Annotated in this window: 21 protein-coding genes; 16 read left to right on the top strand and 5 right to left on the bottom strand. The window is 64.8% G+C overall.

Features of this window, described 5'->3' with window-relative positions; genetic code table 11:
- The first annotated feature begins 10 nt into the window (after positions 1-10).
- The 13 genes from FG93_RS30465 (at position 11) to rimO (ending at position 11,733) form a co-directional block, all read left to right on the top strand.
- Positions 11-325 (top strand): 2Fe-2S iron-sulfur cluster-binding protein, encoded by a 315-nt coding sequence (locus tag FG93_RS30465; RefSeq protein WP_043242624.1) that lies wholly within the window; start codon positions 11-13, stop codon positions 323-325.
- Positions 325-681, top strand: a complete 357-nt coding sequence (locus tag FG93_RS30460) for a DUF2849 domain-containing protein (protein ID WP_043242734.1) — start codon at positions 325-327, stop codon at positions 679-681. The genes FG93_RS30465 and FG93_RS30460 overlap by 1 nt, the downstream gene beginning before the upstream one ends.
- A 3-nt stretch (positions 682-684) precedes the next feature.
- Entirely contained in the window at positions 685-2,355 is a 1,671-nt protein-coding gene (locus tag FG93_RS30455) for a nitrite/sulfite reductase (RefSeq protein WP_043242622.1), read from the top strand.
- Positions 2,342-2,851 carry a DUF934 domain-containing protein gene (locus FG93_RS30450; RefSeq protein ID WP_043242621.1) on the top strand — a complete coding sequence of 170 codons (510 nt, stop codon included), beginning with the start codon at positions 2,342-2,344 and terminating at the stop codon, positions 2,849-2,851. The genes FG93_RS30455 and FG93_RS30450 overlap by 14 nt, the downstream gene beginning before the upstream one ends.
- Positions 2,852-2,854: 3 nt before the next feature.
- Positions 2,855-3,094, top strand: coding sequence for a hypothetical protein (locus tag FG93_RS30445; RefSeq protein WP_043242619.1), 240 nt, complete (start codon positions 2,855-2,857; stop codon positions 3,092-3,094).
- Positions 3,091-4,551 (top strand): siroheme synthase CysG, encoded by a 1,461-nt coding sequence (gene cysG, locus FG93_RS30440; RefSeq protein ID WP_043242617.1) that lies wholly within the window; start codon positions 3,091-3,093, stop codon positions 4,549-4,551. The genes FG93_RS30445 and cysG overlap by 4 nt, the downstream gene beginning before the upstream one ends.
- A gap of 251 nt (positions 4,552-4,802) precedes the next feature.
- Positions 4,803-5,837, top strand: coding sequence for a sulfate ABC transporter substrate-binding protein (locus FG93_RS30435; RefSeq protein WP_043242615.1), 1,035 nt, complete (start codon positions 4,803-4,805; stop codon positions 5,835-5,837).
- Positions 5,797-6,687 carry a sulfate ABC transporter permease subunit CysT gene (gene cysT, locus FG93_RS30430; RefSeq protein ID WP_081882018.1) on the top strand — a complete coding sequence of 297 codons (891 nt, stop codon included), beginning with the start codon at positions 5,797-5,799 and terminating at the stop codon, positions 6,685-6,687. The genes FG93_RS30435 and cysT overlap by 41 nt, the downstream gene beginning before the upstream one ends.
- Positions 6,680-7,555 carry a sulfate ABC transporter permease subunit CysW gene (gene cysW, locus FG93_RS30425; RefSeq protein ID WP_043242611.1) on the top strand — a complete coding sequence of 292 codons (876 nt, stop codon included), beginning with the start codon at positions 6,680-6,682 and terminating at the stop codon, positions 7,553-7,555. The genes cysT and cysW overlap by 8 nt, the downstream gene beginning before the upstream one ends.
- A gap of 12 nt (positions 7,556-7,567) precedes the next feature.
- A complete protein-coding gene (locus FG93_RS30420; RefSeq protein WP_043242610.1) occupies positions 7,568-8,614 on the top strand; it encodes a sulfate/molybdate ABC transporter ATP-binding protein in 1,047 nt (348 codons plus the stop codon).
- Positions 8,615-8,684: 70 nt separating this feature from the next.
- Positions 8,685-9,122: an OsmC family protein gene (locus FG93_RS30415; RefSeq protein ID WP_043242607.1), complete on the top strand. Its 438-nt coding sequence runs from the start codon at positions 8,685-8,687 to the stop codon at positions 9,120-9,122.
- Positions 9,119-9,991 carry a sulfurtransferase gene (locus FG93_RS30410; RefSeq protein ID WP_043242605.1) on the top strand — a complete coding sequence of 291 codons (873 nt, stop codon included), beginning with the start codon at positions 9,119-9,121 and terminating at the stop codon, positions 9,989-9,991. The genes FG93_RS30415 and FG93_RS30410 overlap by 4 nt, the downstream gene beginning before the upstream one ends.
- Positions 9,992-10,413: 422 nt before the next feature.
- Positions 10,414-11,733, top strand: coding sequence for a 30S ribosomal protein S12 methylthiotransferase RimO (gene rimO, locus FG93_RS30405; protein WP_043242603.1), 1,320 nt, complete (start codon positions 10,414-10,416; stop codon positions 11,731-11,733).
- A gap of 6 nt (positions 11,734-11,739) precedes the next feature.
- Here rimO and FG93_RS30400 read toward each other — a convergent pair whose 3' ends face one another.
- From FG93_RS30400 to FG93_RS30390, 3 genes are all read right to left on the bottom strand, one after another.
- On the bottom strand, positions 11,740-12,117 hold the full coding sequence (locus tag FG93_RS30400) for a hypothetical protein (RefSeq protein ID WP_043242600.1): 378 nt from the start codon (positions 12,115-12,117) through the stop codon (positions 11,740-11,742).
- 199 nt (positions 12,118-12,316) lie between these two features.
- Positions 12,317-13,378, bottom strand: a complete 1,062-nt coding sequence (locus FG93_RS30395) for a hypothetical protein (protein ID WP_052514393.1) — start codon at positions 13,376-13,378, stop codon at positions 12,317-12,319.
- Between the two features lie 86 nt (positions 13,379-13,464).
- Positions 13,465-14,439, bottom strand: coding sequence for a quinone oxidoreductase (locus FG93_RS30390; RefSeq protein WP_043242599.1), 975 nt, complete (start codon positions 14,437-14,439; stop codon positions 13,465-13,467).
- A gap of 251 nt (positions 14,440-14,690) precedes the next feature.
- Between FG93_RS30390 and FG93_RS30385 the strand changes: the two genes are divergently transcribed.
- Positions 14,691-15,878: a UbiH/UbiF family hydroxylase gene (locus FG93_RS30385; RefSeq protein ID WP_043242596.1), complete on the top strand. Its 1,188-nt coding sequence runs from the start codon at positions 14,691-14,693 to the stop codon at positions 15,876-15,878.
- Between the two features lie 11 nt (positions 15,879-15,889).
- On the opposite strand, the gene FG93_RS30380 is transcribed toward FG93_RS30385, so the two are convergent.
- Both FG93_RS30380 and FG93_RS30375 read right to left on the bottom strand, forming a co-directional pair.
- Positions 15,890-17,023 carry a CaiB/BaiF CoA-transferase family protein gene (locus FG93_RS30380; RefSeq protein WP_043242593.1) on the bottom strand — a complete coding sequence of 378 codons (1,134 nt, stop codon included), beginning with the start codon at positions 17,021-17,023 and terminating at the stop codon, positions 15,890-15,892.
- 36 nt (positions 17,024-17,059) lie between these two features.
- Positions 17,060-18,031, bottom strand: coding sequence for an AEC family transporter (locus FG93_RS30375; protein ID WP_052514392.1), 972 nt, complete (start codon positions 18,029-18,031; stop codon positions 17,060-17,062).
- Between the two features lie 281 nt (positions 18,032-18,312).
- Here FG93_RS30375 and FG93_RS30370 point away from each other — a divergent pair, with 281 nt between their 5' ends.
- A complete protein-coding gene (locus tag FG93_RS30370; RefSeq protein WP_043242731.1) occupies positions 18,313-19,371 on the top strand; it encodes a CoA ester lyase in 1,059 nt (352 codons plus the stop codon).
- Between the two features lie 116 nt (positions 19,372-19,487).
- Complete coding sequence (hspQ, locus tag FG93_RS30365) at positions 19,488-19,817, top strand: heat shock protein HspQ (RefSeq protein ID WP_043242591.1); 330 nt, start codon at positions 19,488-19,490, stop codon at positions 19,815-19,817.
- The last annotated feature ends 251 nt before the right edge of the window (positions 19,818-20,068 follow it).

Here is a 20,068-nt window from a genome sequence, read left to right as displayed (position 1 = left end):
AGCGCTGAAAGTGGCCATTCTCAACGTCATCGACCGGCAGGGTCAGTCCCATGAACTCGAGGCCGTCGAAGGCTGGCGGGTCATGGAGATCCTGCGCGACTATCGCGTCGGAATCGAAGGCGTCTGCGGCGGTTCCTGCGATTGCGCCACCTGCCATGTCATCGTCGCACCGGAATGGGCCGAACGCCTGCCCGAGCCGCGTGAGGACGAGATCGACGCGCTCGACACGCTGCCGCTGATCGAACAGACCTCTCGGCTCTCCTGCCAGATCATCTGGTCCGATGATCTCGACGGCCTGACGCTGACCCTGGCGGAGGCTGCATGATGGCCGCTGTCCCCAAGCGCCCGCCCCTTCCGGCAATCCTTCTCGCCAATGATCTGCTTGATGGCGACGTCGTCTTCGCTTCGGTCGCTGCCTCTGGCGCGCTCGTCTGGACGCGCGATCCCGCGCTGGCGCTGGTCGCGGCCGACGATGCGGCAGCGGCGCGGCTCGAGGCCTATGCCGTCAGCGAATTCGCAGCCCAGCATGTCGTCGATGCCTATCTCGTCGATATCGCGATCGAAGCCGGCCGGCCGGTGCCACGGCATTATCGCGAACGCATGAAAACGCTCGGTCCGAGCAACCGTCCCGATCTCGGCAAGCAGGCCGGGGACGGTATCGCAGCCGAGCGGAGGGTCTGAGACATGTATCGCTACGATGAATTCGATGCGCGCTTCGTCCGCGAGCGGGTCGCCCAGTTCCGGGATCAGGTCGGCCGCCGGCTCGATGGCTCGCTGACCGAGGACGAGTTCAAGCCGCTGCGGCTGAAGAACGGCGTCTACCTGCAGCTCCACGCCTATATGCTGCGCATTGCCGTGCCTTACGGCACGCTGTCCTCGCGCCAATTGCGCCAGCTCGCCCTGATCGGCGAACGCTACGACCGCGGCTATGGCCATTTCACGACGCGCCAGAACCTGCAGTTCAACTGGCCGAAGCTCCGCGACATTCCGGAGATCCTGGATCTCCTCGCCGATGTCGAAATGCATTGCATCCAGACCTCGGGCAATTGCATCCGCAACGTCACGGCCGATCATTTCGCCGGCGTCGCCCAGGATGAGATCGAGGACCCGCGCCCGACCGCCGAACTGATCCGGCAATGGTCGAGCCTGCATCCCGAGTTCAGCTACCTGCCGCGCAAATTCAAGATCGCAGTCACGGGGGCCGAGCATGACCGGGCCGTGATCAAGGCGCATGACATCGGCCTGCGCCTGCGGCGGCATCCGGACACCAATGCCATCTCCTATGAGGTCAGCGTCGGTGGCGGTCTCGGCCGCACGCCGATGATCGGCAAGGTGGTGCGCGACTATCTGCCGAAGGCCGATTTGCTCGCCTATCTCGAGGCGATCATGCGGGTCTATAATCTCGAAGGCCGGCGCGACAACAAATACAAGGCCCGGGTCAAGATCCTGGTCCACGAGATTGGCGTCGAGGAATTCACGCGGCGCGTCGAGGAGGAATTTGCTCGGCTCGACGGTCCGTCCGTCAATGCCGACCCTGCGGAAGTCGCGCGCATCGCCGCCTATTTCGCTCCGCCCACCTACGAGGTCCTGCCGGCTGTCAGCCGCGTGCTGAAGGCGACCAAGGCTGCAAACCCGACCTTCGCGCGCTGGGTCGAGGTCAACACGGCCCCGCACAAGGCACCTGGCTATGCGGCCCTGACCATCTCATTGAAGCCGATAGGCCAGGCGCCGGGCGACGCGACCTCGGAGCAGATGCGGATCGTGGCCGACCTGGCCGAGCAATATTCGCATGACGAACTGCGCGTCACCCATGCGCAGAACCTCGTCCTGCCGCATGTGCGCCAGCGCGATCTCTTTGCGATCTGGCAGAAGCTCGGCGAGGCGGGCCTGGCCTCTGCCAATGTCGGGATGATCACCGACATCATCTCCTGCCCCGGCCTCGATTATTGCGCGCTGGCGACCGCGCGCTCGATCCCGATTGCCCAGGCCATCCAGCGCCGCTTCGCCGATGCAGAGCGTCAGCGCCTGATCGGCGAGCTGAACATCAAGATCTCCGGCTGCATCAATGCCTGCGGCCATCACCATGTCGGCCATATCGGCATTCTCGGCCTGGAGAAGCGCGGCATCGAATCCTACCAGATCACGCTGGGTGGCGACGCGACCGAGAACGCGGCCATCGGCGAGATTCTTGGCCCCGGCCTTGCTGCCGAGGACGTGCCCGATGCGATCGAACGCATCGTCAATGTCTATGTCGAGGCGCGCCAGGCGAACGAGAGCTTCATCGACGCCGTCCGCCGGCTCGGTCTCGGACCTTTCAAGGCCGCCTTCCAGGAGATCGCTCATGCAGTTGCTTGACCGCACCGGCACCAAGACGGATGTCTGGACGCGCAGCGAAGGTGCGGCGATCGGCAATCTCTCGCATGCCCTCGTCGACTGGGAGGCTTTGCCGGACGCGCTGCGGCAGAAAGCCCGCGACCAGCGCATCGGTGTGACTGTGCCCAACCATATCCGCATCGCCGAGCTCAAGCTCGTCCTGCGGCAGCTCTCGCTGGTGAGCGTTGCCTTCCCGGCTTTCTCGGACGGGCGCGGCTTCAGCTTGGCCAAGCTCATTCGCAACCACGGCTTCACTGGCACGTTGCGCGCCAGCGGTCCCTTGATCGCCGACCAATTCGCCTATGCACTCTCATGCGGCTTCGACGAGATCGAATTGCCGGAGACGAGTGCGGTGCGCCAGCCGATCGAGCAATGGCTGACCGCGGCGCGCCGGATCAGCCATGGCTATCAGCGCGGTTACGGCGACAGCCGCAACATTCTCGACCAGCGGCGCGCGGCCCGCGCTGCAGCAGGTTGATTCATGGCCGGGTTCTCGCACGGCGAGGCAGGCCACCAGCGCGCCCGCGAGGGTGAGGATTTGAGGGAGGACAGTATGGACGGCGACCTGTTGCGCGCGATTCCGCCTCGCCCCTATGAGCGCTGGTTCGATATTTGCTTTCGGCTTATCATCCTTGCGCTTGCCGGATTCTGGTTGTTGATGCCGCCGGCCGGCGCACCGGATCGACCGGTTGACCTGAAGGCGGCAGAAACCACGCGATGACGCAAAGAGCGCCCGAACCGACGACTGCGCGCCGCATCGAGCGGCTGGCGACGTTGCCACTGTTCCACAAGCTGGACGGGCGCAAGGTCTTGCTGGCAGGCACGGGCGAAGGTGCACTCTGGAAGGCCGAGCTGCTGGCGGCGTCAGGAGCCGCGCTCCTCATTCTTGCCGGTGAAGAGACGGACCTGTTCGACAGCCTCGTCGCTGATCCTCCCGCGGCCGAGATCACCCTGCGCAGCCGCAACTGGCAGCCAGACGACTTCGATGGAGCGGCGCTGGCAATCGGCGAGATCGAAGAGGACGACGAGGCGCGCGCCTTTGCGGCCGCCGCACGGCAAGCCGGCGTGCCGGTCAATGTCGTCGACAAGCCGGAGTTCTGTGATTTCGCCTTTGGATCGGTCGTGAATCGTTCCCCGCTGGTCGTCGCGATCTCGACCGACGGCGCCTCGCCCGTCTTCGGCCAGACCATCCGTACCAAGATCGAAGCCCTGCTTCCGGCCGGTCTCAAGGACTGGGCACAGGCCGCCAAGGACTGGCGGCCTGCAGTCCAGGCCCGCGACCTGCCCTTCGCGCTGCGCCGCGCCTTCTGGGAGAAATTCACCCGTCGCGCCATGGCGGAGCCGGAACGCGCGCCGCAATCTCACGACGAAGCGGAACTCTTTACCGCGCTCGACCGGCTCGAGAGCAGCCATCAGGGCATCGGCCGGGTCACGCTCGTCGGCGCTGGCCCCGGCGATCCGGAATTGCTGACCCTGAAGGCGATCCGCGCGCTGCAGAGCGCCGACATCATCCTCTACGACGACCTTGTCTCCGCGGGCGTGTTGGAATTCGCCCGCCGCGAGGCCAGGCGCATGCTGGTCGGCAAGACCGGCTATGGTCCCTCCGTCAAGCAGGAAGACATCAATACACTGATCGTCTCCCTCGCCAGCCACGGCAAGCATGTCGTGCGGCTGAAGGGTGGCGATCCCGGGATTTTCGGCCGCGCCGGCGAGGAGATCGAAGCCTGCGCCCGGGCCGGTATTCCCGTCGTCATGGTGCCCGGCATCTCGGCGGCGCAGGGGGCCGCAGCTTCGCTCGGCCTCTCCCTGACCCACCGGGACCATGCCAGGCGTCTGCAGTTCGTGACCGGCCATGCCCGCACCGGCACGCTGCCCGCGGATCTCGACTGGCAGGCGCTGGCCGATCCCTATGCCACGACCGTGATCTATATGGCGCGGAACACCCTGTCCGCCTTCCGCGAACAGGCGATTGCCGCGGGGCTCGCCCCCGAGACGCCGGCGATCGCAGTGGTCGCCGCGACCCAGCCCGACGAAGCACGGTTGCGCGCAACGATCGCCAGCTTGCCGGATCGGCTTGGCGAGTTGCCGCCGAAGGGGCCATTGCTTGTGCTGATCGGACGCGCGCTCGAAGGTGTTGCAGCCGAGGCGATCGATCTGCAGACTCTGCGCAGCGCCTGACCGCTCGATCGAATCGGCTGCCACCCGATATGCGGGTTTATGTCCGGCTCCGCCTGAATGACGCGATTGCTGCATCTGCCTTGGAACGCCTTGAAAGGAGAGACGTTTTCTCCGGAAGAGGAAAAGTTTGGAAGGGGCCAACTGCAACAGTAGGTTGAGAAAAGACCGCCAATTCAGTACGCTTTGTTTGTTATTCAGAACGGTTGCCCGCTCATATGAGCTGACGGCATTGATTTCGACGGAGCACTGACATGACGCGAGAGCGCATTCGCCGGGTAATCCAGGCAGCCCTGATCGTCGGCGCCTTTTCCATCTGCTTCGGTATCGTCAGCGGCGCTCGCGCCCAGAGCGAGCTGCTCAACGTCTCCTATGATCCGACCCGCGAGCTCTACCGCGCCATCAACACCGCCTTCATCGCCGAGTGGCAGAAGAAGACGGGCCAGAAGCTGATGATCCGCCAGTCTCATGGCGGCTCGGGCGCCCAGGCCCGCACGGTGATCGACGGGCTCAATGCCGACGTGCTGACATTGGCGCTGGCTGGTGACATCGATGCCGTGGCCGAGCGCTCGAAGAAGATCCCGCTCGACTGGCAGAAGCGCCTGCCTCAGAATTCCTCCCCCTACACCTCGACGATCGTGTTCCTGACCCGCAAGGGCAATCCCAAGGCCGTCAAGGACTGGGGCGACCTCGCCAAGCCCGGGATCAGCGTCATTACCCCGAACCCCAAGACTTCGGGTGGCGCACGCTGGAACTATCTCGCGGCCTGGGCCTGGGCCGAGAAGGCCTATGGCAAGGATGCGGCGAAGGTGCGCGAATATATCGCCGCCGTGCTGAAGAACGTGCCGGTGCTCGACACCGGCGCTCGCGGCTCGACCACGACCTTCGCCCAGCGCGGCCAGGGTGACGTCTTCCTGTCCTGGGAGAACGAGGCCTTCCTCGTGCTGCAGGAATTCGGCGCCGACAAGTTCGACATTGTCGTACCCTCGCTTTCGATCCTTGCAGAGCCGCCGGTGACGATCGTCGACGGCAATGTCGATGCGAAGGGAACGCGTGCCGCAGCCCAAGCCTATCTCGAATTCCTCTATACGCCGGCTGCACAGGCCATCATCGCGAAGAACTTCTACCGGCCGCGCAATACGGAGGCCGCGGCGCCTGAGGACCTCGCGCGTTTCCCCAAGCTTGAGTTGATCACCATCGACACTGTTTTCGGTGGCTGGACCAAGGCGCAGAAGGATCATTTCGCCGATGGCGGGACCTTCGATCAGCTTTACAAGCCGGCGCGGTGACTGCGTGACGGTAACGGCCAGCTCCTGGCGGCAGCCCAGCATCCTTCCCGGTTTCGGGCTGTCGCTGGGCATCACGATCAGCGCCCTGTCGCTGATCGTGCTCATCCCGCTCGCGGCTCTCTTCCTCAAGGCGGCAAGCGCTGGCCCTGCCGATATCGGGGCGATCATCACCTCGGCTCGCACCCAGGCCGCCCTGCGGCTGTCCTTTGGTGCTGCCTTGTTTTCCGCGATCCTCAACGCTGTGTTCGGGTTGATCATCGCCTGGGTCCTGGTGCGCTACCGCTTCCCCGGTCGGCGGCTGCTCGATGCCGCGGTCGACCTGCCCTTCGCCCTGCCGACCGCTGTCGCCGGAATCGCCCTCGCCTCGATCTATGCGCCGAATGGCTGGATCGGTGCGCTGCTGGCTCCCTACGATATCAAGGTCGCCTACACCCCGCTCGGCGTCATGGTGGCGCTCGTCTTCATCGGCCTGCCTTTCGTGGTGCGGACCGTGCAGCCGGTGCTGGAGGAAGCCGATGCGGATATCGAGGAGGCCGCCGCGCTGCTCGGCGCGAGCCGGTTGCGCACCATTTTCAGGGTCATCCTCCCCGGTGTCGTGCCGGCACTGCTGACCGGCTTCGTCCTCGCCTTCGCGCGCGCCGTCGGCGAATACGGTTCGGTGATCTTCATCGCTGGCAACGTACCGATGTTTTCGGAGATCGCTCCGCTCCTGATCGTGATCCGGCTGGAGCAGTTCGACTATGCCGGGGCCTCCGTCGTTGCGACGATCATGTTGATCGTCTCCTTCGCACTGATCCTGGCGATCAACGGAATCCAGTCCTGGAGCCGCGGGAGACTGGGCCATGTCTGATACGCCCCTGCCAGCCGCCGTTTACAGGGCGGACCGCGCGCTACGCGACGGCTTCTGGATCCGCGCCCTGCTGTTGACCCTGGCGCTCGGCTTCCTCTTGCTGTTCCTGTTCCTTCCGTTGATCGCGGTCTTCGTCGAAGCCTTTGCGAAGGGGCATGCGCTCTTCCTCGAGAGCATTACGGAGCCGGATGCCCTGAGCGCCGTTCGCCTGACCCTCCTGGTTGCTGCCATCGCCGTGCCCTTCAATCTGGTCGTCGGCATCGCAGCCGCCTGGGCCGTCGCCAAGTTCGAGTTCCGGGGAAAGAGCTTGCTGATCAGTTTCATCGACCTGCCCTTCTCGGTCTCTCCAGTGATCTCGGGCCTGGTCTATGTGCTGCTCTTCGGCGCGCAGGGTTTTCTCGGGCCTTGGCTCAAGGCGCACGATATCGAGATCATCTTCGCGCTGCCCGGGCTGGTGCTGGCGACGATCTTTGTCACCTTCCCCTTCGTCGCGCGCGAACTGATCCCGCATATGCAGGCGCTCGGCTCCAGCGACGAGGAGGCGGCCCTGACACTGGGCGCCTCGCCCTGGCGCACCTTCCTCACCATCACGCTACCCAATGTGAAGTGGAGCCTGTTCTACGGCGTTCTGCTCTGCAACGCCCGCGCCATGGGCGAGTTCGGCGCCGTTACGGTCGTATCCGGCCGGATCAGGGGCCTGACCACGACGATGCCGCTGCATGTCGAGATTCTCTACAATGAATACAACAGCGTCGCTGCCTTCGCCGTCGCCTCGTTGCTGGCCGGGCTGGCGCTGGTGACACTCGCACTCAAGACCTATCTCGAATGGCACTTCGCGGACGCAATCGCCGCCAAGACACGCCATTGACGGAGGCTACCAATGTCCGTTGCCGTAACAATCGAGAGCATCCAGAAGACGTTCTCGAACTTTCCAGCCCTCCGCGGCGTCTCACTCGACGTGCAGCCCGGCGAACTCGTCGCGCTGCTCGGCCCGTCGGGCTCGGGCAAGACCACGCTGCTGCGCCTGATCGCGGGGCTCGAACAGGCCGATGATGGCCGCGTGCTGTTCGACGAAACCGATACGCGCCGGCTCAGCCTGCGTGAGCGGCGGATCGGCTTCGTCTTCCAGCATTATGCTCTGTTCAGGCATATGGACGTCGCGTCCAACATTGCCTTCGGCCTCAAGGCCCGGCCGCGGAGCGAACGGCCAAGTGCGAGCGAAATCTCCCGGCGCGTCAGTGAACTGCTTGAGCTGGTCCAGCTCGGCGGGCTCGAACGGCGCTTCCCGACACAGTTGTCCGGTGGCCAGCGCCAGCGCGTCGCACTCGCCCGCGCTCTCGCCATCGAGCCTCGCGTGCTGCTGCTCGACGAGCCCTTTGGTGCGCTCGATGCCAAGGTGCGCAAGGAGTTGCGCGGCTGGCTGCGCGACCTTCACAGGCGCACCGGCCACACCACCCTCTTCGTCACCCATGACCAGGAAGAAGCTCTTGAGCTGGCCGACCGCGTCGCGATCCTGAACGACGGGCGGCTCGAGCAGGTCGGTTCGCCCGATGACGTCTACGACCATCCAGCGACGCCCTTCGTCTGCGAATTCCTGGGCGAGGCCAACAAGCTCCCGGTCGAAGTCGTCGGCGGGCAGGCCTTCTTCGGCGATCGGCCGGTACTCGGCGGTCTTCAGCAGAATCAAGGTGGCGCGGCCTCGCTCTATGTCCGGCCGCAGCATTTGCGCATCGTTGACGATACCCCGCTCGCGCTGCCCGGCGTGGTCGAGGATCTGCGCCGCAACGGGCCGCTGCGGCGCGCCGAAGTCGCCGTTGAGGGCCTGATCCGACGGATCGACGTCGATCTCGCAAGCCAGGTCGCTCCGGCCATTGGCGAACGCGTGCGTTTGCGGATCACCCATGGCAGCCTGTTCGCCGCGGCGTGACGCCGCCCTCGCCTCATGGCCGTCGACCGTTTAAGTCTTTCGCCGAGTCAGGCTTTGAGAGGACACGACGATGAAAGCACGGGCAAGCTGGGTCGAGGGCATGGCCTTCATGGGAGAGGCCGGTAGCGGCCACGCCATCATCATGGACGGTGCTCCGGAGTATGGCGGGCGCAATGTCGGCATCCGGCCGATGGAGATGCTGCTGATCGGACTCGCGGGCTGCACCGGCTTCGATGTCGTCTCGATCCTCAAGAAGGGCCGCGAGGCCGTCACGGGCTGCGAGGTCGAAGTCGAGGCCGAACGCGCGACCGAAGACCCGAAGGTCTTCACCAAGATCCATCTCTCCTATCGCGTGACCGGTCGCGGGCTGGCGCAAGCCAAGGTCGAGCGCGCCGTCACATTGTCGAAGGAAAAATACTGCTCCGCTTCGATCATGCTCGGGGCGACGGCCGAGATGAGCTACGCGCTCGAAGTTGTCGATGAACTGCAGCAGGTGGCGGCGGAATGAGCGATACCTTCTCCGGACTGATCACGCCCGAGGCTCTGGCCACGCGCCTGGCCGACAGCAACCTCGTCATTCTCGACATCCGCTCATCGGTCGATGGTGGCGGAAAGGCGGCCTATGAGGCGGGACATATCCCAGGCGCCGTGCACACCAACTATGTCTCCGACGGCTGGCGCGCCAAAGTCGGCAATGCGCCGGGAATGCTGCCGTCGCTCGATCATCTGGCCGGGCTCATCGGCGGCCTCGGCATCAAGCCGCATGATGACGTCGTCATCGTTCCGGCTGGCGTCAGCGCCACCGACTTCGCCGCTGCCGCGCGGGTCTACTGGACGTTGAAGCTGATCGGCCATGGTCAGCAGGCCATTCTCGATGGCGGCTTCCGCGCATGGAGCGCCGACCCGTCGCGACCTATCGAAGCCGGTCCGTCCGCACCTAAATCGGCAGAATCCTATCCCGTCGTCGTGCAGCAGCGGCTGCGCAGCACCGCCGATGCCGCCCTCGTCGCGTCGAAGAGCAGGCTCGCGACCCTGGTCGACGCCCGTTCGACGAGTTATTTCGAGGGCCGCGAGAAGGCCGCCGAAGCGATGCGTGCGGGGCATATTCCAGGCGCCATTTCGCGTGACTACGCAGAAGCCTTCGATCTCTCGACTGGTCGCCTGAAACCTGCTGGCGATCTGTCCACCCTGTTCTCCAGCGTGCCGAGCGGACCGACGATTTCCTATTGCAACACCGGCCACACCGCGGCGCTGAACTGGTTCGTGCTCTCCGAGCTTCTGCGGAACGACGAAGTTTCGCTCTATGACGGCTCGATGACCGACTGGACGCAGGATTCGGATCGCCCGGTTGCAAGCAAGGCTAGTCAGGCGGCCTGATTATGCAGAGCGGAGGCGCGCCATGACGCGTGCCTCCGCTCGCGCTTGAAGCATCGGCCCGAAAAGTGGATTGCGGTTTTCGGGGCAAAGCCGATGCAAACACAAAAGGTTAGATCATCGGACCGGATACGATATCCGGTCCGATGATCTAACCTGAAGCCGCTGTCGTTCCACCATTTCAGACCAGATTCGGCCGTGAGCGCATGAGCCGGGCGGATTTCTGTCGCGCAGGATCCAAAACCTGCGCCGCAGGCACCGTCCCGGTGCTCGATTGAACAACCCTTGCAAAGGCGAGGAATCCGGCGGTGCACTCCGTGATCCCGCCCGCAATTTGCAAAACCTCTAAAAACACGTCAAAGGAAGCGCCATATGCGCCGGCCCCGCCGCGCCCCTTCCTGACCCAGTGTCCGAGCTTGTCGCCGATGAACGCCGTCGCGCCGAAGATTTCTTTCGTCTCCCTGGGCTGCCCCAAGGCCCTCGTCGATTCCGAACGCATCATCACCTCGCTGCGTTCGGAAGGCTATGAGCTCAGCAAGAGCCATGCGGGCGCTGACCTCGTCATCGTCAACACCTGCGGCTTCCTCGACAGCGCCAAGGCGGAGTCGCTGGAGGCGATCGGCTCGGCCATGGCCGAGAACGGCAAGGTCATCGTCACCGGCTGCATGGGCGCCGAGCCCGAGCAGATCCGCGACGTCTTCCCGAACGTGCTGGCGATCACCGGCCCGCAGGCTTATGAGAGCGTCGTCTCGGCAGTGCATCAGGCGGTGCCGCCCAGGCACGATCCCTTTGTCGATCTGGTGCCGGACCAGGGCGTCAAGCTCACGCCAAGGCACTACGCCTATCTCAAGATTTCAGAGGGCTGCAACAATCGCTGCAGCTTCTGCATCATTCCGAAGCTGCGCGGGGACCTGGTCTCGCGACCGATCGGCGATGTGCTGCGCGAGGCCGAGAAGCTGGTCAAGGCTGGCGTCAAGGAACTGCTGGTCATCTCCCAGGACACCAGCGCCTACGGCCTCGATATCAAATATGCCCCTTCTCTCTGGAAGGATCGCGAGGTCCGCACTCGCTTCTTCGATCTGGCGCGGGAACTCGGCCAGATGGGGGTCTGGGTGCGGATGCACTATGTCTATCCCTATCCGCATGTCGACGAGGTCATCCCGTTGATGCAGGAAGGGCTCATCCTGCCCTATCTCGATATTCCCTTCCAGCACGCATCTCCCAGCGTTCTCAAGGCGATGAAGCGGCCGGCTCATCAGGATCGTACGCTCGACCGCCTGCGCAAGTGGCGCGAGATCTGTCCCGATCTCGCCATCCGCTCGACCTTCATCGTGGGCTTCCCCGGCGAGACGGAAGAAGATGTCCAGTTCCTGCTCGACTGGCTGAAGGAAGCGAAGCTCGAGCGCGTCGGCTGCTTCAAGTACGAGCCGGTCAAGGGCGCGCCTGCGAATGATCTCGGCCTGCCCCTGATCCCCGAGGACGAGAAGGAAGCGCGCTGGCATCGCTTCATGAAGACGCAGGCTGAAATCAGCACCCGGATCGTCAAGAGCCGGGTCGGCAAGCGCATTCAGGTGATCATCGACGAGGCGGGCCCGACGGTCGCGAAGGGCCGCTCGAAATGGGATGCGCCCGAGATCGACGGCAATGTTTATGTTGCGAGCCGCCGGCCGCTCAGGGCCGGCGAGATCGTGACCGTGAAGATCGAGCGGGCCGACGCATATGATCTGCACGGAATCGCGGTCTGATCAGGCTTAGCGGCTTTCGCAAGGGCGGTGGACAATCTGGTCGCCGCGCCCGCGATAGCGGAAGACCTCGCCACCCGAGCAGGTTTGATAGACCAGGACGACGCGCGCCGGCGGGCGCCGCGTCGCCGGCGGCTCGCGACAGACATGACTGATGCAGTGAGCGCGGCCGCCACGGGGCTCGACAGCGCGGGTGAGCCGCGCCTTCCTGGCCGCGTCGTCTCGCAGTAATTGAAGCACGGAAGGGTCGCCTCCACCTCCTGCGCCCTCGCCACCCCGGCCGCTGCCGTCGCCGCCACGCCCGCCGCCGCTCTGCTGGGCCATTGCGACCGTCGAAATGGTGAGAGAGGCCAGAAGCAGGCCGATGAAACGAAGTGTCCGGTTCATGACATGTCTCCCGAATGAGGATCAGCATCCGCTGGCCCTCATTGGTCGCGTCATCTCCGGAACAGGTTCACAAGCTTCAGAACAATGATCGGCCCTGTCTTCAGAAAGTATCGGTCCGAAAAGTGGATTGCGGTTTTCGGGCAAGCCGATGCAAACACGGAAGGTTCGTTGATCAGGCCGGATACGATATCCGGTCTGATCAACGAACCTGCCTTCGCCGGGCGGAACCGAGGCGCCCGAGCCACCGGCCGAATCTCTGCGCGAGCATGGCCAGCGCCACCGCATAGCCGATCAGGGCGAAGATCCAGCTCATGGTCGTGAGGCTGAGCGCTCCAAGCACGAGTGCCGAACGCCCAAGCACCTTCAGCACCGCACGGGTGGTGGACCCCTTGGCGGCGCTCAGGCGTGCCGCTCTCCCAATATCGCCGGCCTCTTCGGCGACCGCGAGAACCTGGCGCAGACCGGCCTGGCCGGTACGGCCATAGAGTGCGCCGGCATCCTGCCCAAGCGTCGCGAGACGCGTCATCGCCGCCGGCCGCAGGATCGCAGCAGAGGATGCGCGGGCTGCTGCCAGGTCGAAGCGCGCAGCCGCGTTGAGGCTGGCTGCCAGAGCCGGGCGATCGACGGCTCCCGTGGCCATGCGGGTGAGATTGGCCGTCAGCTTTGGCGAAAGCATGCCGGCCTTCGCCGTTGCCTTGACGACGCTGAGACCACCGCGCGCCGGCAGGCCGCTGCCGAGGCTTGCCCATGTCGCTACGCTCAGAGCGAGCCCGCCGGCAGCCAGCGCCAAGACGACATGATCCGTTGCCTCGCCGCGGAGCAGCTTCTGGCCTTCGCCGGCGAGGTCCCGCAGGTCGCCGACGCCGACGACGTCGCTGACCACCGCGCCGGCGAAGCCGGCATTGCTCACGCGTTCGCCCGACAGGAAACCGGAGCCGAAATCCTTGAGCGCGCGCGTCGTCGCCTCGCCTTTCAACTGGGCAAGGCGTTCGCGTTGGTCCTCGGCGACAGTGATGCGTTGCTCGGCGGCCAGATCGACAAAGCTGCCTGCCAGGTCGATGTCGCCAGCGACAATCGCGGCATCGATCTCGTTTGCGATACGCCCGGGCGCAAGAACGCCCGGCAGGCGCAGGTCCGACAGGGCAACGGGATCATCGGCCGCCACCTGCAACTGCAGGCCATTCCATCCACGCGGAAGCACCAATACTCCCGCGCCGATCAGTGCCGGCACGACACAAAGTGCCTGAAGCGCCTTTTTCATTTTGCCCAGCCACCCATCCTGCCGCTCTGGCAGCAGGACGCTTAGTCAGCAATCTGGGCGAGATTGCTGCGATGAGGCGTCGAACGTTACGGAATGAGGACTGTCGAGCCCGTCGTGCCGCGGCTCTCGAGCGTGCGATGCGCCTCGGCCGCATCCTTCAGCGGGAAGGTTGCGTTCACCGGTATCACGACCTTGCCCGAGGTGACCGCGCCGAACAGGTTCTTCGCCATCTCGACCATGGTCTCGCGCTTTGCGGTGTGGGAGTTCAGCGTCGGACGGGTGACGTAGAGCGAGCCTTTTGTAGCCAGGATGCCGAGATTGAACGCTTCGACCGCGCCCGACGCATTGCCGAAGCTCGCAAGCACGCCAAAGGGCTTGAGCGAGTCGAGCGAGGCCATGAACGTGTCCTTGCCGACGCCGTCATAAACCACGTCGCAGAGCTTTCCGCCGGTGATGTCCTTGACCCGCGCCGCCACATTCTCGTCGCGATAGAGAATGACCTCGTCGGCGCCATGCGCCTTGGCGAGCTCGGCCTTGTCCTTGGAGCCTGCGGTGCCGATCACGTTCGCGCCGAGCGCCTTGCCCCACTGACACAGGATCAGGCCAGTGCCGCCAGCGGCAGCATGCACGAGGATCGTGTCGCCCGGCTTCACCTTGTAGGTCCGGTGCAGCAGATACTCGGCGGTCAAGCCCTTCAGCATCATGCTGGCGGCAGCCTCAAAGGAGATTGCAGCCGGCAGCGCCACGGTCGACGCAGCCGCGACGACGCGCTCCTCGGCATAGGCTCCGAGCGTCGCAACGCAGGCGACGCGGTCGCCCGGTTTGAACTCGGTCACATTGGGGCCGACGGCAAGGACTTCACCTGCCGACTCATTGCCGAGCACGCAGGGCAGCTTGGGCGCTGCGTAAAGACCCGATCGAAAATACGTGTCGATGAAGTTGAGGCCGATGGCGCGGTTCTTCACCAGAAGCTCGCCAGGCCCGGGAGCCGGCAATGTAACGTCCTCGTATGTCAGAACCTCGGGTCCGCCAGTCTGGTGAACGCGTATCGCCTTGACCATTGAAATTGCTCCATCACGTGAAGGCCGGACCATACGGACTTGCATCGCATCAGCGCAACGGCTGGACTGCGTGGCGGACCGGCGCCCAACGCCGGGCCGGGCAGATGATGGTGCGGGATCGGAGCGTGACATGAACGATTCCGGATTCGACGCTTCCGTATTCGCCTCGGCCCACCTTCACGCAGCCTCTGTATGAACCTGCGACGCAGCGCGGACTGGCCAGACGCCTCCGGGTCGGCTAGCCAAGTGCCATGACTTCGCGTGCTACGCTCCCGCATCCTGATCAGGCCGAGATCGCCATCGTCGGCGCAGGCGCCGTTGGGCTCGCGGCCGCGCTGGCTTGTGCGGCAGATGGCTGGCAGGTCACCGTATTCGGCCGCCCGGTCGCCCCGAGAGATGGTCGCACCGTGGCGCTGCTCGACGGCTCCTGGCGCATGCTCACGGAACTCGGCCTGCTCTCGGCCCTCGATGACAAGGCTGCTCCGCTCGCGGTGATGCGCCTTGTCGATGACACCGGCAGCCTGTTCCGCCAGCCACCGGTCGAGTTCTACGCATCCGAACTCGGGCTCGACGCTTTCGGCTGGAATGTCGAGAATACCGATCTCGTTGCGGTCCTTGCCGAGTTCGTCGCGGCCAACCCGAACATCCGGACCGTGCCCCATATGGTTTCGGTGCTCGAAGCCGATTCTGACGCGGTCAGGATTTCCGGTGCCGAGTTCAAGCCCTTGCGTGCCAGGCTGGTGATCGGCGCCGATGGCCGCCAATCCCGCGTGCGGGAGGCTGCCGGCATCACCACCAGGGACTGGCGCTATCCGCAGACTGCCCTGACGGCAATCCTCGGCCACCGCCGCGATCATCGCGAGACCTCGACGGAGTTCCACACGCGCAGCGGCCCCTGCACGCTCGTCCCCCTGCCCGGCCGCCGCTCCTCGCTGGTCTGGATGCTCGAGCCGAAAGAGGCCGAGCGTATCGCCGCGCTGGACGATGCCAGGTTCGCCCGCAGCGTCGAGATGCAGACGCATTCCCTGCTCGGCGCCATGACCGTCGAGGGCGCGCGTGGGCGCGTTCCCATGGGCGGCCTCTCGGTGACACGTTTTGGGGCGAACCGGATGGCATTGATCGGGGAAGCGGCACATGTCTTCCCGCCGATCGGCGCTCAGGGGCTCAATCTCGGCCTGCGCGACGTCGCAGCCCTGCGTCGTGTCCTGCAGGAAGCCGACGACCCAGGCCGCGAAGCGGTGATTGCCGCCTATGATTCGGCGCGGCAGACGGATGTGCGGCTGCGTACCGGCGCGGTCGATGCGCTGAACCGGACCTTGCTGACCGACCTGCTCCCGGCCGATCTGATGCGCGGCGCCGGCCTGCTCGCGCTCTCGCAAATCGGGCCATTGCGCCGGATCGTCATGCGCCAGGGCCTGGCCGGCGGCATGGCCAACTGAGCAGCCCGCCGTCAGTCACCCCTGTCGGGTTCTGCCTGCAGCAACGCCTGATCGCCACCGCTCGACGGCACGCGCAGCAACGCTGGCGCATGCTCCCGGAAAACCGGTGCCAGAGGCAAGGGTGTCGAGACAAGGCGCCGGCCTCCCGGCTCCTCTGCCTGGTTGTCGAGTTGGCCACGCGCGGTCAGGTGCGGATCGGCCAGCGCCTCCTCGAGGCTGCGCACGACCGTGCAGCAGCAATCGCGCGGCTCGAGATAGCTCCGCCAGTACGGCGCCGGCTCCGACGCGATGATGGAAGCGATAGCGGAGCGCGTCGCCTCCGGGTTCACGCGATCATCGCGCAAGGCGGGATCGAGCGAGATCGCCTCGCAGAAGACCTCCCAGAATTTCTGCTCCAGAGCTCCAACCGCGAGAAACCAGCCATCGCCGGTCGCATAGAGCCCGTAGCGTGGGCTTCCGCCGGTCAGGAGCCCCTCGCCGCCTTCCGGCCAGTTCCCCGTCACCTGCCCCTGGGCAAGGCTGTACCAGGTGAAGGTCGGCATCGCGTCGCTCATCGCGATGTCGAGATGACAGCCGCGGCCAGTGCGCTCGCGCTGGCGTAGCGCCAGCAGGATGTTGAGCGCCGCGGGCATCGCCCCGCCTCCGATATCGGCAACGAGCGTCGGTGGCAGCGGTGGCGGCTCGCCGCGCTTCAGCGACTGGCCGAGCAGCCCGCCGATCGCCTGGTAATTGATATCGTGCCCGGCATCCTGGGAACGCGGCCCGGTCTGGCCATAGCCGCTGATCGAGCAATAGATCAGCCGGGGATTGATCGTGTGGAGGGCTTCGAAACCGAGACCAAGCCGCTCCATCACGCCAGGGCGGAACTGCTCGATCAGGATGTCGGCGCGTTCGACCAGAGGGCGAAGCAATTCGACGGAATCGGACGATTTCAGGTCGATCTCGATGCTCTTCTTGCCGCGGTTGAGCGCGGCGAAGGGAGCAGAGGTCTCGCCGAAGCGCGGTGGGAAGCGACGAAGGTCCTCACCGCCCGGTCGCTCGATCCGGATGATCTCGGCGCCGGCCTCGGCCAGGAACAGGCTCGCGAGCGGGCCCGGCAGCAGTGTCGAGAAATCCAGAACCAGAAGGTCGTCCAGCGGCAGCATCACGATCCCGGGGATTGGACGGGCGCAGGGCAGCCGTCAGGGAAACAGGTCTGCCGCCATCCTGCCTGTCTTCACCAGCCACAGGAAGCCCGTCAGCGTCACCATCGAGACGATGGTGCCGACGAGGATGCAGGCCGAGGCGCGCTCGACGCCGACCTCGTACTGCGTCGAGATCACGAAGATGTTCAGGGCCGGCGGCAGCGCAGCCATGATCACCGCCGCATAGATCCAGGGGTCGGTGAAATTTCCGAGCGCCGAGAGCAGCACCCAGACCAGCAGCGGGTGCAGGATGAGCTTGACCGCGACCAGGGCCGGCACTTCCGCAGGCATCGACCTCATTGGCCGCAGCGCCACCGTGACGCCCAGCAGGAACAGCGCGCAAGGGGCCGCCGCCTGCGACAGCCAGAGCGTCATCTTGTCGAGCGCAGTCGGTAATTCGAGCTTGGTATAGCTCGCGATCACGCCGGCCAGGGTCGCGAGGTTGAAGGGGTGCGTCACCACCTTCCAGAGCACATCGCCGGCCGTCGCGAGAAAGCCCTTCTTCTCGACGCCGGCCAGGGCCATCAGGAAGGGCACCAGCGAGAACAGCAGAATATTGTCGAAGACAAAGATCAGCGCCACCGGTGCGCTCGCGACCGGCCCGAGCGCGGCCAGGATCAGTGGTGGCCCCATGTAGCCGATATTCGAATAGGAACCGGCGACGGCCTGCATCACCGCCTGGGGCATATGCCCCCGCGTGGATTTCAAGCCGATGAGGAACGAGAGCGAGAAGACACAGAAGGTGGCGAGCGTCGTGGCGCCGACAAATCCCCAGTTCGAGAGCTCGCTCAGAGGCTTGTCGGCAATCAGGCGGTAGAACAGCGCCGGCAGGGCGATGTAGATCAGGAAGTACTGCATCCAGGCCAGCCCCTCTTCCGGGAGCCGCTTGTAACGCCCGACGGCGAAGCCAAGGACGATCAGGCCGAAGAACGGCGCGACCAGATTGAACAGGCTGGCAAGTTCGGCCATACGCGCTGGAACCTCGGGCGGGTGCACCTCCCGTCTAACAGGCAGGCGCATCGCGGCGGTTTAGCGGGTTGAAGGCCAACGGCAAAGCCGCGCAGCGCATCGCTCGCAGCAAGGCAACGCATCGCAGCAGGTATGAATGCCTAGGAGTATTGTCTGGCGCCTGCTTTGGCATTTTCTCCTAGGCTAACATTCTCAATTCGACTCCCGGCTCGCTGCGAAAGCCCAATGGACGGGCGCTGCGTGCTCCGGCACATTCGCTGCAATGCACCATGGAGCCCGCCATGCCGACCAAGACGCCGCGCCAGTTCTTCCGCCCGCTCGCCATTGGCGCGCCGGAGCCCTGGCGGGAGCTGCCGCTGAAACTGGAGCGCATGATCCATTTCGTGCCGCCACATCTTGAAAAAGTCCGCGCAAAGGTCGGCGAGCTTGCCGGGCAGGTCGATATCGTGCTCGGCAATCTCGAGGATGCGATCCCGGTCGACGCCAAGACAGCTGCGCGCGACGGGTTCATCATGATGGCCAAGTCCGTCGACTTCGGCGCGACCGGCCTATGGACACGGGTCAACGCCCTGAACTCTCCCTGGTTTCTCGACGACATCAGCACAATCATGTCCGAGATTGGCGGCAAGCTCGATGTCGTGATGGTGCCAAAGGTCGAAGGCCCCTGGGACATTCATTATGTCGACCAGTTGCTTGCCCAGTTCGAGGCGCGTCATCAGCTCCGCAAGCCGATCCTGATCCATGCCATTCTGGAAACAGCCGAAGGCGTGAAGAATGTCGAGGCCATCGCCACCGCCTCACCGCGCATGCATGGCATGAGCCTTGGCCCAGCCGACCTGGCCGCTTCACGCGCCATGAAGACAACACGGGTCGGCGGCGGGCATCCCGAGTACAAGGTGATCGCTGACCCCTCCCCCGAAGGCGGCGCTCGCGCCGTCGCTCAGCAGGATCTCTGGCACTATACGCTGGCAAAGATGGTCGACGCCTGCGCCTCCGCCGGCTTGAAGCCATTCTACGGCCCCTTCGGCGACTTCTCGGATGCGGCCGCCTGCGAAGCACAGTTCCGCAACGCCTTCCTGCTCGGCTGCGCCGGCGCCTGGACCTTGCATCCCTCGCAGATCGAGATCGCCAAGCGCGTCTTCAGCCCGGATCCCGGAGAGGTTGCTTTCGCCCGGCGGATCCTGGAGGCCATGCCCGACGGCTCGGGCGCGGTCATGATCGACGGCAAGATGCAGGACGACGCCACCTGGAAACAGGCCAAGGTCATTGTCGATCTCGCCCAACAGGTTGCCGCTCGCGATCCGGCTCTCGCCGAGCGCTATGGATTGCCGCCGAACTAGCGACTTTCGGCCGTTGATCTTGACCTATTTGCGACGCAATCCTACCGCATGCGCGAGATGGCGACGTTAGCCGGCAGTCGAGAGCCTGCCGGATCGAGGACGGATCAAGGCGAGACATGGAAGCGCGTTCAGCGAAATTCCGGATCGGGCAGGTGGTGAAACACCGCGTCTATCCGTTCCGAGGGGTGATTTTCGACGTCGACCCCACCTTCTCCAATACGGAAGAATGGTGGCTGGCGATCCCGGAGAACCTGCGCCCGTCAAAGGACCAACCGTTCTACCATCTCTTCGCGGAGAACGAGGAGACGGAATATGTCGCCTATGTTTCCGAGCAAAATCTCGTGATCGACGAATCCGGCCGGCCGATCCGCCATCCGCAGGCCAAGGAGTTCTTCAGGCGTGACCGCAAGGGCCGCTATCTCATCGACAAGGCCGACCTGAACTGATCCAGCGGCCCAGCGCCGTAAGAGCATCGGCCCGAAAAGTGGATTGCGGCTTTCGGGAAAGCCGATGCAAACACAGAAGGCTGGATTATCGGACCGGATACGGGATCTGGTCCGATAATCCAGCGTCGGGACACATGAAAAAGATCGGGTTGTGGGGCTCCGGCCTCCTCCCGGTCGAAGAGTGACGGGAGGGAGGCTTTCCGGGCAGGCTCCATCGGTTGAATCGGTCGGGAGGAGGCCTGCCATGGAGC

Origin of the sequence: Allobosea sp. LC85 (assembly GCF_000735605.1) — a bacterium.
Taxonomy (GTDB): Bacteria; Pseudomonadota; Alphaproteobacteria; order Rhizobiales; family Beijerinckiaceae; genus Allobosea.
Note: the sequence above shows the minus strand (reverse complement) of the source record. Positions and strands in the feature narration are given on the sequence as shown.